This is a genomic window from Kosakonia oryzae, from assembly GCF_001658025.2.
GTDB lineage: Bacteria > Pseudomonadota > Gammaproteobacteria > Enterobacterales > Enterobacteriaceae > Kosakonia > Kosakonia oryzae.
Map to the genome: position 1 here is coordinate 3,225,423 of NZ_CP014007.2, position 13,143 is coordinate 3,238,565.

Here is a 13,143-nt window from a genome sequence, read left to right on the forward strand (position 1 = left end):
CCGTTCTTGTTTAACCCGCAATGCGGATTACATGTTCGCGATAATCGCGTCACCAAACTCTGAACATTTCAGCAGCTTAGCGCCTTCCATCAGACGTTCGAAATCGTAGGTCACGGTTTTGGCGTTAATCGCGCCGCTCATGCCTTTAACGATCAGGTCAGCCGCTTCGACCCAGCCCATGTGACGCAGCATCATCTCAGCGGAAAGGATCACAGAACCCGGGTTCACTTTGTCCTGGCCGGCATATTTCGGTGCCGTACCGTGGGTCGCTTCGAACAGTGCGCATTCGTCACCGATGTTCGCGCCAGGCGCAATACCGATACCACCAACCTGAGCAGCCAGGGCGTCAGAGATGTAGTCACCGTTCAGGTTCATACAGGCGATAACGTCATATTCAGCCGGACGCAGCAGGATCTGTTGCAGGAACGCATCAGCGATCACATCTTTAATGATGATCTCTTTGCCAGTTTTCGGGTTCTTGATTTTCTGCCACGGGCCGCCATCGATCAGTTCGCCGCCGAACTCTTCGCGAGCAAGCTGGTAACCCCAGTCTTTGAACGCGCCTTCGGTGAACTTCATGATGTTGCCTTTGTGAACCAGCGTCACGGATTCGCGGTCGTTGGCGATTGCATATTCAATCGCAGCGCGTACCAGACGTTTGGTGCCTTCTTCGGAGCACGGCTTGATGCCAATACCGCAATGTTCCGGGAAGCGAATTTTCTTCACGCCCATCTCTTCGCGCAGAAATTTGATCACTTTTTCTGCGTCAGCAGAGTCCGCTTTCCATTCGATACCGGCGTAAATGTCTTCAGAGTTTTCACGGAAGATGACCATGTCAGTCAGTTCCGGATGCTTAACCGGGCTTGGGGTGCCCTGGTAGTAACGAACCGGGCGCAGGCAGATGTAAAGATCCAGCTCCTGGCGCAGCGCAACGTTCAGGGAACGGATGCCGCCGCCAACTGGCGTGGTCAGAGGGCCTTTAATCGCAACGCGGTATTCACGAATCAGATCAAGTGTTTCAGGCGGCAGCCAGACGTCCTGGCCATAAACGTGGGTCGATTTCTCGCCGGTATAAATTTCCATCCAGGAAATTTTACGCTCGCCTTTGTAGGCTTTCTCCACGGCGGCATCCACCACTTTCAGCATGGCTGGAGTCACGTCAACACCGATACCGTCACCTTCAATGAACGGGATAATCGGGTTATTCGGAACGTTGAGTTTGCCATTTTGCAGGGTGATCTTTTTACCTTCCGCCGGAACAACTACTTTGCTTTCCATTCACCTCTCCTTCGAGCGCTTCTGGTTGTTTGCTCGCTGACTTCATGCCGGGGCGCTCAGACTTCGTCCGTTCACCTGTTATCTGAATCACACAGAGCAAACCGTTTTTTGTTAATGAATTGTAATGAGCCCGTCAATACTAACCGATACTCAGGCTCCATGAAAGGCAATCGTTATTCCGCTATAATGCGGCAATTGATAACTACTGAAAATACCATGAAGAAAACTTCTTTTAGAAATCACCGGGTTGAGCGATTCAGCTCGCGACAAGCATCTAAACCTTCCGGTCAAAGCCAACCAAAACGCGTCATTTTGTTCAATAAACCCTACGATGTTTTGCCACAGTTTACCGACGAAGCCGGACGCAGCACGCTGAAAGATTTTATTCCGGTGCAGGGCGTGTATGCCGCCGGTCGTCTTGACCGTGACAGCGAAGGGTTGCTGGTGCTGACCAACGATGGCGCGCTGCAGGCGAGCCTTACCCAGCCCGGCAAACGTACCGGCAAAATTTATTATGTGCAGGTGGAAGGCGAGCCGACTGACGAAGCCATCACCGCGCTGCGCTGCGGCGTCACCCTCAATGACGGCCCGACCCTGCCCGCAGGTATTGAGCGGGTCAATGAGCCGGACTGGCTATGGCCACGCAATCCGCCGATCCGCGAGCGCAAATCGATCCCCACCGCATGGCTGAAAATCACGCTGTACGAAGGCCGCAACCGCCAGGTACGCCGCATGACTGCCCATGTTGGGTTTCCCACCCTGCGTCTCATCCGCTACGCTATGGGGAATTACACGCTGGATAATCTCGCCAATGGCGAGTGGCGTGACGCTTACCAGGGAGCCAACCATGTTTAAACCGCATGTTACCGTCGCCTGCGTGGTTCACGCCGCCGGCAAATTCCTCGTTGTAGAAGAGACCATCAACGGCAAAGCACTATGGAACCAGCCTGCTGGTCATCTTGAAGCCGATGAAACCCTCGTGCAGGCGGCAAAACGCGAGCTGTGGGAAGAGACCGGGATTCGCGCCGAACCGCAGCAGTTTATCCGCATGCATCACTGGATCGCTCCGGACAAAACCCCGTTTCTGCGTTTTCTGTTTGCCATAGAGCTTGACGAAACGTGCGCCACAGAGCCGCACGACAGCGATATCGATCGCTGCCTGTGGGTAACTGCCGAAGAGATTTTGCAGGCACCAAATTTGCGCTCGCCGCTGGTCGCAGAGAGCATTCGTAGCTGGCAGCGCGGGGAGCGCTATCCGCTGGCGTTAGTCGGCGAATTTAACTGGCCGTTCACCGCGTAAATGGCCGTTGTGTGCCTTATCGCAACACATTCACAACATGAATGGGCACAAAGGGATGCCTGCGCTGTCAGCCCGTGATAGAATACGCCGCCCTGAAGTTCTTAGTCGTGAGTATTCTATGTCTGATAGCCCAAAAAAAGTGATCGTCGGCATGTCCGGCGGTGTCGACTCTTCCGTTTCCGCTTACCTGTTGCAGCAGCAAGGTTATAAGGTGGAAGGCCTGTTCATGAAGAACTGGGAAGAGGATGACGGCGAGGAATACTGCACCGCTGCGGCGGATCTGGCCGACGCGCAGGCCGTTTGCGACAAGCTCGGCATTGAGCTTCACACCGTTAACTTTGCCGCAGAATACTGGGACAACGTGTTCGAACATTTCCTGGCTGAATATAAAGCCGGACGCACGCCGAACCCGGATATTCTCTGCAACAAAGAGATCAAATTTAAAGCCTTCCTTGAGTTTGCCGCCGAAGATCTGGGCGCAGACTACATTGCCACCGGCCACTATGTGCGCCGCGCCGACGTTGACGGCAAAAGCCGCCTGCTGCGCGGCCTGGATAGCAACAAGGATCAGAGCTACTTCCTGTATACGCTGGGTCATGAGCAAATCGCCCAGAGTCTGTTCCCGGTCGGCGAGCTGGAAAAACCGCAGGTGCGTAAAATCGCCGAAGAGCTCGGCCTGGTCACCGCGAAGAAAAAAGACTCTACCGGCATCTGCTTTATCGGCGAACGTAAATTCCGCGAATTCCTCGGCCGTTACCTGCCCGCCCAGCCAGGCAAAATCCTCACTGTCGACGGTGAAGAGATTGGCGAGCATCAGGGGCTGATGTACCACACCCTCGGCCAGCGCAAAGGTCTGGGGATCGGCGGCACCAAAGAGGGTAGCGAAGAGCCGTGGTACGTGGTTGATAAAGATGTGGAAAACAATATTCTCATCGTCGCGCAGGGTCACGAACATCCGCGTCTGATGTCCGTTGGGCTGATTGCCCAGCAGTTGCACTGGGTCAATCGCGAGCCGCTACAAGGGACGCTGCGCTGCACGGTGAAAACCCGCTACCGTCAGGAAGATATTCCCTGCACCGTCACCGTGCTGGACGACGAGCGCATTGAGGTGCGTTTTGATGCGCCAGTTGCGGCCGTCACGCCAGGGCAATCCGCTGTCTTTTATCTCGGCGAAGTCTGCCTCGGCGGCGGCATTATTGAGCAGCGCCTGCCGCTGCCCCTTTAACGAATTAGCGAAATACTGGACCGGTGAAAGCCCGCGCAGCAGTTAACGATGCGGGCAGTGGAAGGAGTGAGTGTGGCGAAGAACTATTACGATATTACCCTCGCGCTGGCAGGCATTTGCCAGTCCGCACGGCTGGTGCAGCAACTGGCGCACCAGGGGCATTGTGACGCCGACGCGCTGCACGTTTCGCTCAATAGCGTTATCGATCTCAACCCGGACTCCACGCTCAGCGTGTTCGGCGGCAGTGAAACCAACCTGCGTACCGGGCTGGAGACGCTGCTTGGCGTGTTGAACGCCAGTAGTCGCCAGGGTCTGAATGGTGAATTAACCCGCTACACTCTTTCTATGATGGTTCTGGAGCGTAAACTTGCCGGCAGCAAAGGGGCAATGGAGACGCTCGGTAACCGTATTGCCGGGTTACAGCGCCAGCTTGAGCACTTCGATCTGCAATCAGAGACGCTGCTCAGCGCGATGGCCAGTATTTATGTTGACGTTATCAGCCCGCTGGGGCCGCGCATTCAGGTCACCGGCTCGCCCGCCGTGCTGCAAAGCCCGCAGGTGCAGGCAAAAGTACGCGCCACGCTGCTCGCCGGGATCCGCGCCGCCGTGCTGTGGCATCAGGTCGGCGGGGGCCGCCTGCAATTAATGTTTTCCCGAAATCGCCTGTCGACACAGGCCAAACAAATTCTCGCTCATTGTTAACCTCCCGGAGTTGTGACTTATGGAATTATCCTCACTGACCGCCGTTTCCCCTGTCGATGGACGCTACGGCGATAAAGTCAGCGCACTGCGCGGGATCTTCAGCGAATTCGGTTTGCTGAAATTTCGTGTTCAGGTTGAAGTACGCTGGCTGCAAAAACTGGCGGCGCACGCGGCGATCAAGGAAGTTCCTGCTTTTGCTGCCCACGCAAACGGTTACCTCGATAAAATCGTCGAAGACTTCAGTGAAGAAGATGCCGCCCGCATTAAAACTATCGAGCGCACCACTAACCACGATGTCAAAGCGGTCGAATATTTTCTGAAAGAGAAAGTGGCCGATATCGCCGAACTGCACGCGGTATCTGAATTTATTCACTTTGCCTGCACCTCGGAAGATATTAACAACCTCTCCCACGCGCTGATGCTGAAAACCGCCCGTGACGAAGTGATCCTGCCTTACTGGCGCAAGATCATCGACGCGGTAAAAGATCTGGCGGTGCAGTATCGTGATATTCCGCTTCTCTCGCGCACCCACGGCCAGCCGGCAACGCCGTCCACCATGGGTAAAGAGATGGCCAACGTCGCTTACCGTATGGAGCGTCAATTCCGCCAACTGAACCAGGTGGAAATTCTCGGCAAAATCAACGGCGCGGTAGGAAACTACAACGCCCACATCGCCGCTTATCCGGAAGTGGACTGGCATCAGTTCAGCGAAGAGTTCGTCACCTCGCTCGGGATCCAGTGGAACCCGTACACCACGCAGATTGAGCCGCATGATTATATCGCGGAGCTATTTGACTGCATGGCGCGCTTCAACACCATCCTGATCGACTTCGACCGTGATATCTGGGGCTACGTTGCGCTGAACCACTTCAAGCAGAAAACCATTGCCGGTGAAATTGGTTCTTCCACCATGCCGCACAAAGTTAACCCGATCGACTTTGAGAACTCCGAAGGCAACCTCGGTCTGTCAAACGCCGTGTTGCAGCATCTGGCGAGCAAACTGCCGGTTTCCCGCTGGCAGCGCGATCTGACCGACTCGACGGTATTGCGTAATCTTGGTGTTGGCGTTGGCTACGCGCTGATCGCTTACCAGTCAACGTTGAAAGGCGTAAGCAAACTGGAAGTGAACCGCGATCGTCTGCTCGACGAGCTCGATCACAACTGGGAAGTGCTGGCCGAGCCGATCCAGACCGTGATGCGCCGTTACGGCATCGAAAAACCGTACGAGAAGTTAAAAGAACTGACCCGCGGCAAACGCGTTGACGCTGAAGGGATGAAGCAGTTTATCGATAGCCTGGCGCTGCCGGACGACGAAAAAGCACGTCTGAAAGCGATGACGCCGGCCAACTATATCGGTCGTGCCATCACTATGGTTGATGAATTAAAGTAACCCGTTGTTCTGCCTGCCAACCCTCTTTTCCCTGAAAAGAGGGTTTCTTCCCTCCCGGTTTAGTAAATGTTTATCCCCACCGCCTGACAATCAGCGTTAAACTATTTGTATCAAAAATATATGGAGAGTTCTGACGATGCGCGTTCTCGTTGTGGAAGATAATGCTCTGCTGCGCCACCACTTAAAAGTTCAGTTACAGGAACTGGGACATCAGGTTGACGCGGCGGAAGATGCCAGGGAAGCGGATTACTTTCTGAACGAACATCTGCCGGACATCGCCATTGTCGATCTCGGTCTGCCGGATGAAGATGGTCTGTCGCTGATCCGCCGCTGGCGCAGCCATGAGGTTTCGCTGCCGGTGTTGGTTCTGACTGCCCGCGAAGGCTGGCAGGATAAAGTCGAAGTGCTGAGCGCGGGCGCCGACGACTACGTCACCAAACCCTTCCATATTGAAGAGGTGGTGGCGCGCATTCAGGCGCTGATGCGCCGTAACAGCGGTCTGGCCTCGCAACTGATCTCAATGCCGCCTTTCCAGGTCGATCTTTCACGCCGGGAACTCTCCGTGAATGATGAAGTGGTGAAACTCACCGCCTTTGAATACACCATTATGGAAACGCTGATCCGCAACAGTGGCAAAGTGGTCAGCAAAGATTCGTTGATGTTGCAGCTTTATCCCGATGCAGAACTGCGCGAAAGCCACACCATCGATGTGCTGATGGGGCGGTTACGTAAAAAAATCCAGGCGCAGTATCCCAATGACGTCATCACTACGGTGCGCGGCCAGGGCTATTTATTTGAATTGCCGAAATGAGACGCCTGTTGCGACACATCATGCCGCTGTCATTGCGGGTTCGCTTTTTACTCGCCACGGCAGCCGTCGTGATGGTGCTCTCGCTGGCGTATGGCGCGGTGGCACTGGTGGGTTACAGCGTCAGTTTTGATAAAACCACCTTCCGTCTGCTACGCGGCGAAAGTAACCTCTTTTACACCCTGGCGAAGTGGGAAAATAACCAGCTCAGCGTTGAGTTGCCGGAAAATCTCAACCTGCAAAGCCCGACGGTGGCGCTTATCTATGATAAGAACAACAAACTGATCTGGTCGCAGAAAGATGTGCCGTGGTTGCAGAAAATGATCGAGCCGGATTGGCTAACAGCCAACGGTTTCCACGAAATTGAAGCTGATGTCGATGCCAGCAGTACGCTGGTGGATGACGACCATTCCATCGCGGAAGAGCTGAGAGAGATCCGCAACGACGACAGCAATTCGGAAATGACCCACTCCGTGGCTGTGAATATTTACCCCGCCACAACGCGCATGCCACAACTGACCATCGTGGTTGTCGATACCATTCCTATCGAGCTTAAAGGCTCCAATATGGTCTGGAACTGGTTTATCTATGTACTGGCTGCCAACCTGCTGCTGGTGGTGCCATTGCTGTGGATGGCGGCATGGTGGAGCCTGCGGCCGATTGAAGATCTGGCGCGGGAAGTGCGCGAGCTGGAAGAGCATCACCGTGAGCAACTCAACCCGGAAACCACCCGCGAGCTGACCAGCCTGGTGAGCAACCTGAACCGTCTATTGAAGAGTGAGCGCGATCGCTACGACAAATATCGCACGACGTTGACCGATCTCACCCACAGCCTGAAAACGCCGCTGGCAGTATTGCAGAGCACATTACGATCGCTGCGCGGCGAGAAGATGAGCCTTGCCGAAGCAGAACCCTTAATGCTGGAGCAGATCAGCCGTATTTCGCAGCAAATTGGTTACTATCTGCATCGGGCAACCATGCGCGGCAGCAGCGGTCTGTTGAGCCGCGAACTGCATCCCATTGCGCCGTTGCTTGATAACCTCACCTCGGCGCTGAACAAGGTTTACCAACGCAAAGGTGTGAATATCACACTCGATATCTCGCCGGAAATCAGCTTTGTTGGCGAGCAGAATGACTTTATGGAAGTGATGGGCAATCTGCTGGATAACGCCTGTAAATACTGCCTTGAATTTGTGGAAGTTTCCGCCCGGCAAACCGAAGACACGCTGCATATTATGGTTGACGACGATGGCCCGGGGATCCCGATTGCGAAACGCGAAATGGTTTTTGATCGCGGGCAGCGCGCCGATACGCTGCGTCCCGGTCAGGGCGTCGGGCTTTCCGTGGCGCGGGAGATCGTGGACCAGTATGAAGGGCAAATTCTGACCGGCGAGAGCCTGCTTGGCGGAGCCAGAATGGAAGTGATTTTTGGTCGGCAGCACACCAGCGCCGCCGGTGACTGATCGCCTTCACTTACCGATTGTGCAAAAAGGGGGCGAATTCGCCCCCTTTTTCGTGTTATCTCACCCCGTTACGCAGACAAAATAGCGCATCAGCATTACTATAATCCTTTATTCAGCCACTGATTATTTGCCGGAAACGCATATGGAATATCACGTAGAGATAAACTGGCCAGACTTTATTCAACGCTACTGGCAAAAACGCCCGGTAGTGCTGAAACGTGGAATTAAAAATTTCGTCGATCCTATCAGCCCTGACGAACTGGCCGGGCTGGCAATGGAAAATGAAGTGGACAGCCGACTGGTCAGCCATCTTGATGGCAAATGGCAGGTCGGACACGGGCCGTTCCAGAGCTATGATCACCTGGGCGAAAGCAACTGGTCGCTGCTGGTGCAGGCGGTTAACCACTGGCATCAACCTGCCGCCGCGCTGATGCGCCCGTTCCGCGCCCTACCCGACTGGCGTACCGACGATCTGATGATCTCTTTCTCCGTGCCGGGTGGCGGCGTAGGCCCGCACCTCGACCAGTATGATGTGTTTATTATTCAGGGCACCGGCCGTCGTCGCTGGCGCGTGGGCGAAAAAACGTCGCTCAAGCAGCACTGCCCGCACCCGGATTTGCTTCAGGTCGATCCATTCGAGGCAATTATCGATGAAGAGCTGGAGCCGGGCGATATTCTCTACATTCCGCCGGGATTCCCGCATGAAGGCTATTCGCTGGAAAACTCGCTGAACTATTCGGTCGGTTTTCGTGCGCCAAGCGGCCGCGAATTGATCAGCGGTTTCGCCGATTACGTTTTACAGCGTGAATTAGGCAGCCAGCGTTACAGCGATCCGGACGTGCCGCAGCGTGCGCATCCAGCGGATATTCTGCCGGAAGAGGTGGATAAACTGCGTGAGATGATGCTGAACCTGATCAACCAGCCCGCACAGTTTAACGACTGGCTGGGCGAGTTTATTTCCCAGTCGCGCCATGAACTGGATGTCGCGCCACCGGAACCGCCGTATCAGCCGGATGAAATCTATGATGCGCTGCAACAGGGTGACAAGCTGGTGCGTCTGGGCGGCCTGCGCGTGCTGCGTATTGGCGAAGACGTCTTCGTAAACGGTGAGAAAGTGGATACGCCGCACCGCCCGGCGCTGAATGCGCTGGCAGGCGATATCGTATTAACCGGTGAGAACTTTGGCGATGCGCTGGAAGACCCGTCATTCCTCGCCATGCTCGCCGCACTGGTCAACAGCGGTTACTGGTTCTTCGAGGATTAATAAAAGCCGGAGGGCGTTGCGCCTTGTCCGGCCTGGAAAATCTGTCAACGTCCTGCTCTGTCACAGGCCCGGTTAGCATAGCGCCACCGGGCATTTCCTGTATTAGTGCCCTTTTGCGGTCAACTCGGCGATACGAACAATCACCCGCACCGCTTTTTCCATCCCTTCCAGCGTCACAAATTCATGCTTGCCGTGGTAGTTATAGCCGCCGGTAAACAGGTTCGGACATGGCAAGCCCATAAAGGAGAGCTGCGCGCCGTCGGTGCCGCCGCGAATCGGTTTCATGTCCGGTTCGATGTCGCAGTCGCGCATCGCCTGCTGAGCGACTTCCAGGATATGCGGGAATTCCACCACTTTATCGCGCATGTTGTAGTAGCTGTCTTCAATCGCCAGTTCGATATAGCAATCCGGGTGCAGCCCTTTACCCACTTTCTTGGCAATTTCCATCATCTTACGTTTACGCGCTTCGAAGGCTTTACGATCAAAATCACGGATGATGTAGTGCATCTCGGCGCGTTCAACCGTGCCTTTGATACTGGTCAGATGATAGAAGCCCTCATAGCCTTCGGTCTGTTCCGGGCTCTCCTCTTCCGGCACCAGCGCATGGATCTTGCTGGCGAGCGTCAGAGCGTTGACCATCACCCCTTTCGCCGTGCCAGGATGCACGTTGTTGCCGACAATTTTGATATCCACCGATGCGGCGTTGAAGTTCTCATACTCCAGCTCACCTACACCGCCGCCATCAACGGTATATGCCCATTTCGCGCCAAACGCTTCAACGTCAAAATGTTTCGCCCCTTTGCCAACTTCCTCGTCCGGGGTGAAGGCCACGCAGATGTCGCCGTGCGGAATATTTTCCTTTTTCAGCACCGCCAGCGCGGTCATGATTTCCGCAACGCCCGCCTTATCATCCGCGCCGAGCAGCGTTTTGCCGTCGGTCGTGATCAGCGTCTGCCCCAGCAACTGATGCAGCACCGGAAACATCACCGGCGAGAGAATTTCATCGCCGATGCCGAGCGCGATATCGCCGCCGCGATAGTTTTCAAGGATTTGCGGGTTGACGTTTTTCCCGCTGCAATCCGGGGAAGTATCGACATGGGAAATAAAACCGATCGCCGGAACCGGCGTTTGCACGTTCGCAGGCAGCTTCGCCATCACCGTGCCTTTGTCGCTTAACGTCACATTTTCCAGCCCCAGCTCTTCGAGTTGGGCCTGAAGTAAACGCAGGAGCTTCCACTGACCGTCCGTACTTGGCACCTGGCGGACGCCGGGCTTAGATTGAGTATCCAGTGAAACGTACTGTAAAAAACGCTCTAATAATTTGTCCATGAAGCCCCCCAACAAAATGTCACAACATTATCAGTAAGCATGAAAAGATAAATATTGCGTCAAGTCACCTTTACCCCGTAAACGAGTATATTTTCAAAATTGCTCTCGCACAGGAAATGTCGTTGTGAAAGCGCCTGTTTGATGAGCAAAAAGCTGACAATGATTGGCGATTTCATGGCTTTGCCGTAGAATGCCAGCCCTTAAATCGTGCACAACCTTCAAGGTGGTTAACCACAAACCCCGCATCCAATACGCCATTCGATGCGCAAACACGGGACAGAGTAAAAAATTGAACACACAATCGCGTTCGCCACTGGTGCAACTGGCCGGTATTCGCAAAAGCTTTGATGGCAAAAATGTCATTTCCGATTTTAATCTCACCATCAATAACGGCGAATTTCTCACCCTGCTTGGCCCCTCCGGCTGTGGTAAAACCACCGTTCTGCGCCTGATTGCCGGGCTGGAAAACGTCGATGCCGGTTACATCCGCCTCGATGACCAGGAGATAACGAACGTTCCGGCAGAACACCGCCATGTGAATACCGTTTTTCAAAGCTACGCCCTCTTCCCGCACATGACCGTTTTCGAAAACGTGGCATTTGGTCTGCGAATGCAAAAAACCCCGGCCAGCGAAATCGCGCCGCGCGTCACCGAAGCGCTGCGCATGGTGCAGCTTGATGAGTTCGCCCAGCGTAAACCGCATCAGCTCTCCGGCGGCCAGCAGCAGCGCGTTGCAATCGCCCGTGCGGTGGTCAACAAACCGCGCCTGTTACTGCTCGATGAATCCCTCTCAGCGCTCGACTACAAACTGCGCAAGCAGATGCAGAACGAACTGAAAGCGCTGCAGCGCAAGCTCGGCATTACTTTTGTTTTCGTTACCCACGATCAGGAAGAAGCGCTGACGATGTCCGATCGTATCGTGGTGATGCGCGATGGTCGTATTGAGCAGGACGGCACGCCGCGCGAAATCTACGAAGAGCCGAAAAATCTGTTTGTCGCCAGCTTTATTGGCGAGATCAATATTTTTAACGCCACGGTGCTCGAACGTCTGGATGAGACGCGCGTGCGCGCAAGCGTCGAAGGCCGCGAATGTACGATTCATGTCAATTTCGCCGTTGAAAAAGGTCAGCGGCTCAATGTGCTGCTGCGCCCGGAAGATCTGCGCGTGGAGGAAGTTCATGATGTTGCCGAAGTGGCAGGTCTGATCGGCTACGTGCGCGAACGCAATTACAAAGGCATGACGCTGGAATCGATGGTCGAGCTGGAGAACGGCAAGATGGTGATGGTCAGCGAATTCTTCAACGAAGATGACCCTGATTTTGACCACTCGCTGGATCAAAAAATGGCCATTAATTGGGTGGAAAGCTGGGAGGTCGTACTGGCTGATGAAGAGGACAAGTAAATTCCAGAACGCGGCGATCATCACCATTGTCGGTTGGCTTGTACTGTTTGTCTTTCTGCCCAATCTGATGATCATCGCCACCAGCTTTTTAACCCGCGATGACGCCCATTTCGTCGCGCTGGTTTTTACGCTGGACAACTACACGCGCCTGTTCGATCCGCTCTATTTCGACGTGCTGCTGCACTCGTTAAATATGGCGTTGATCGCCACGCTCGCCTGCCTGGTGCTCGGCTATCCGTTTGCCTGGTTTCTGGCGAAGCTGCCTGCCAAAGTGCGCCCACTGCTGCTGTTCCTGCTGATCGTTCCCTTCTGGACCAACTCGCTGATTCGCATCTACGGGCTGAAGATTTTCCTCAGCACCAAAGGTTATCTGAATGCGTTCCTGCTGTGGCTCGGCGTTATCGATACACCAATACGCATTATGTTCACCCCTGGCGCAGTAATTATTGGTCTGGTCTATATTCTGTTGCCGTTTATGGTGATGCCGCTCTACTCCAGCATCGAAAAGCTCGATAAGCCCTTGCTGGAAGCGGCGAAAGATCTGGGAGCCAGTAAGCTGCAAACCTTTACACGCATTATCATTCCACTGACCATGCCGGGGATTATCGCCGGGTGTTTGCTGGTAATGCTGCCGGCAATGGGGTTGTTCTACGTCGCGGATCTGATGGGCGGCGCGAAAAATCTGCTGGTCGGCAACGTCATTAAGAGCCAGTTCCTTAATATCCGCGACTGGCCATTTGGTTCGGCAACCAGTATCACCCTGACAATCGTCATGGGGTTGATGCTGCTGGTTTACTGGCGCGCCGCACGCTTGCTGAATAAGAAGATTGATGACTTAAATAGTTAGTCATTTATTATCAATAGCTTAGGTGCTTTTTTGACCATTTTTCTCTTGCTTTTAAACTCTAATGTGATCTTTTTAAATTCAACACGTTATAGGTTGGTTTTGGAGAAGAGTTTTTAGTTAAAGGCCCATGTAAAT

Annotated in this window: 12 protein-coding genes; 10 read left to right on the plus strand and 2 right to left on the minus strand. The window is 54.2% G+C overall.

What is annotated here, in order from left to right; translation table 11 throughout:
• Positions 1-27: 27 nt before the first annotated feature.
• Positions 28-1,278 carry an NADP-dependent isocitrate dehydrogenase gene (gene icd, locus AWR26_RS15445; RefSeq protein ID WP_064567152.1) on the minus strand — a complete coding sequence of 417 codons (1,251 nt, stop codon included), beginning with the start codon at positions 1,276-1,278 and terminating at the stop codon, positions 28-30.
• Between the two features lie 186 nt (positions 1,279-1,464).
• Between icd and rluE the strand changes: the two genes are divergently transcribed.
• The 8 genes from rluE to AWR26_RS15485 all read left to right on the plus strand — a co-directional run bounded on the left by rluE (position 1,465) and on the right by AWR26_RS15485 (position 9,430).
• On the plus strand, positions 1,465-2,133 hold the full coding sequence (gene rluE / locus AWR26_RS15450) for a 23S rRNA pseudouridine(2457) synthase RluE (protein WP_071892986.1): 669 nt from the start codon (positions 1,465-1,467) through the stop codon (positions 2,131-2,133).
• Positions 2,126-2,578, plus strand: a complete 453-nt coding sequence (locus AWR26_RS15455; RefSeq protein WP_064567156.1) for an NUDIX hydrolase — start codon at positions 2,126-2,128, stop codon at positions 2,576-2,578. The genes rluE and AWR26_RS15455 overlap by 8 nt, the downstream gene beginning before the upstream one ends.
• A 118-nt stretch (positions 2,579-2,696) precedes the next feature.
• Entirely contained in the window at positions 2,697-3,803 is a 1,107-nt protein-coding gene (mnmA, locus tag AWR26_RS15460) for a tRNA 2-thiouridine(34) synthase MnmA (protein WP_064567158.1), read from the plus strand.
• 72 nt (positions 3,804-3,875) lie between these two features.
• Complete coding sequence (hflD, locus tag AWR26_RS15465; protein ID WP_043953841.1) at positions 3,876-4,505, plus strand: high frequency lysogenization protein HflD; 630 nt, start codon at positions 3,876-3,878, stop codon at positions 4,503-4,505.
• A gap of 19 nt (positions 4,506-4,524) precedes the next feature.
• Positions 4,525-5,895 carry an adenylosuccinate lyase gene (gene purB, locus AWR26_RS15470; protein ID WP_064567160.1) on the plus strand — a complete coding sequence of 457 codons (1,371 nt, stop codon included), beginning with the start codon at positions 4,525-4,527 and terminating at the stop codon, positions 5,893-5,895.
• Between the two features lie 136 nt (positions 5,896-6,031).
• Complete coding sequence (phoP, locus tag AWR26_RS15475) at positions 6,032-6,706, plus strand: two-component system response regulator PhoP (protein WP_007374541.1); 675 nt, start codon at positions 6,032-6,034, stop codon at positions 6,704-6,706.
• Positions 6,703-8,166 (plus strand): two-component system sensor histidine kinase PhoQ, encoded by a 1,464-nt coding sequence (gene phoQ, locus AWR26_RS15480; protein ID WP_064567162.1) that lies wholly within the window; start codon positions 6,703-6,705, stop codon positions 8,164-8,166. The genes phoP and phoQ overlap by 4 nt, the downstream gene beginning before the upstream one ends.
• A gap of 142 nt (positions 8,167-8,308) precedes the next feature.
• Positions 8,309-9,430 carry a ribosomal protein uL16 3-hydroxylase gene (locus AWR26_RS15485; protein ID WP_064567163.1) on the plus strand — a complete coding sequence of 374 codons (1,122 nt, stop codon included), beginning with the start codon at positions 8,309-8,311 and terminating at the stop codon, positions 9,428-9,430.
• Between the two features lie 102 nt (positions 9,431-9,532).
• Here the strand turns inward: AWR26_RS15485 and pepT are convergent, their stop codons facing one another.
• Positions 9,533-10,759, minus strand: coding sequence for a peptidase T (gene pepT, locus AWR26_RS15490; RefSeq protein WP_007374537.1), 1,227 nt, complete (start codon positions 10,757-10,759; stop codon positions 9,533-9,535).
• Positions 10,760-11,015: 256 nt separating this feature from the next.
• On the opposite strand from pepT, the gene potA reads away from it, so the two are divergent.
• Both potA and potB read left to right on the plus strand, forming a co-directional pair.
• On the plus strand, positions 11,016-12,161 hold the full coding sequence (potA, locus tag AWR26_RS15495; RefSeq protein ID WP_167351169.1) for a spermidine/putrescine ABC transporter ATP-binding protein PotA: 1,146 nt from the start codon (positions 11,016-11,018) through the stop codon (positions 12,159-12,161).
• A complete protein-coding gene (gene potB, locus AWR26_RS15500) occupies positions 12,145-13,008 on the plus strand; it encodes a spermidine/putrescine ABC transporter permease PotB (RefSeq protein WP_064567167.1) in 864 nt (287 codons plus the stop codon). The genes potA and potB overlap by 17 nt, the downstream gene beginning before the upstream one ends.
• Positions 13,009-13,143 lie beyond the last annotated feature (135 nt).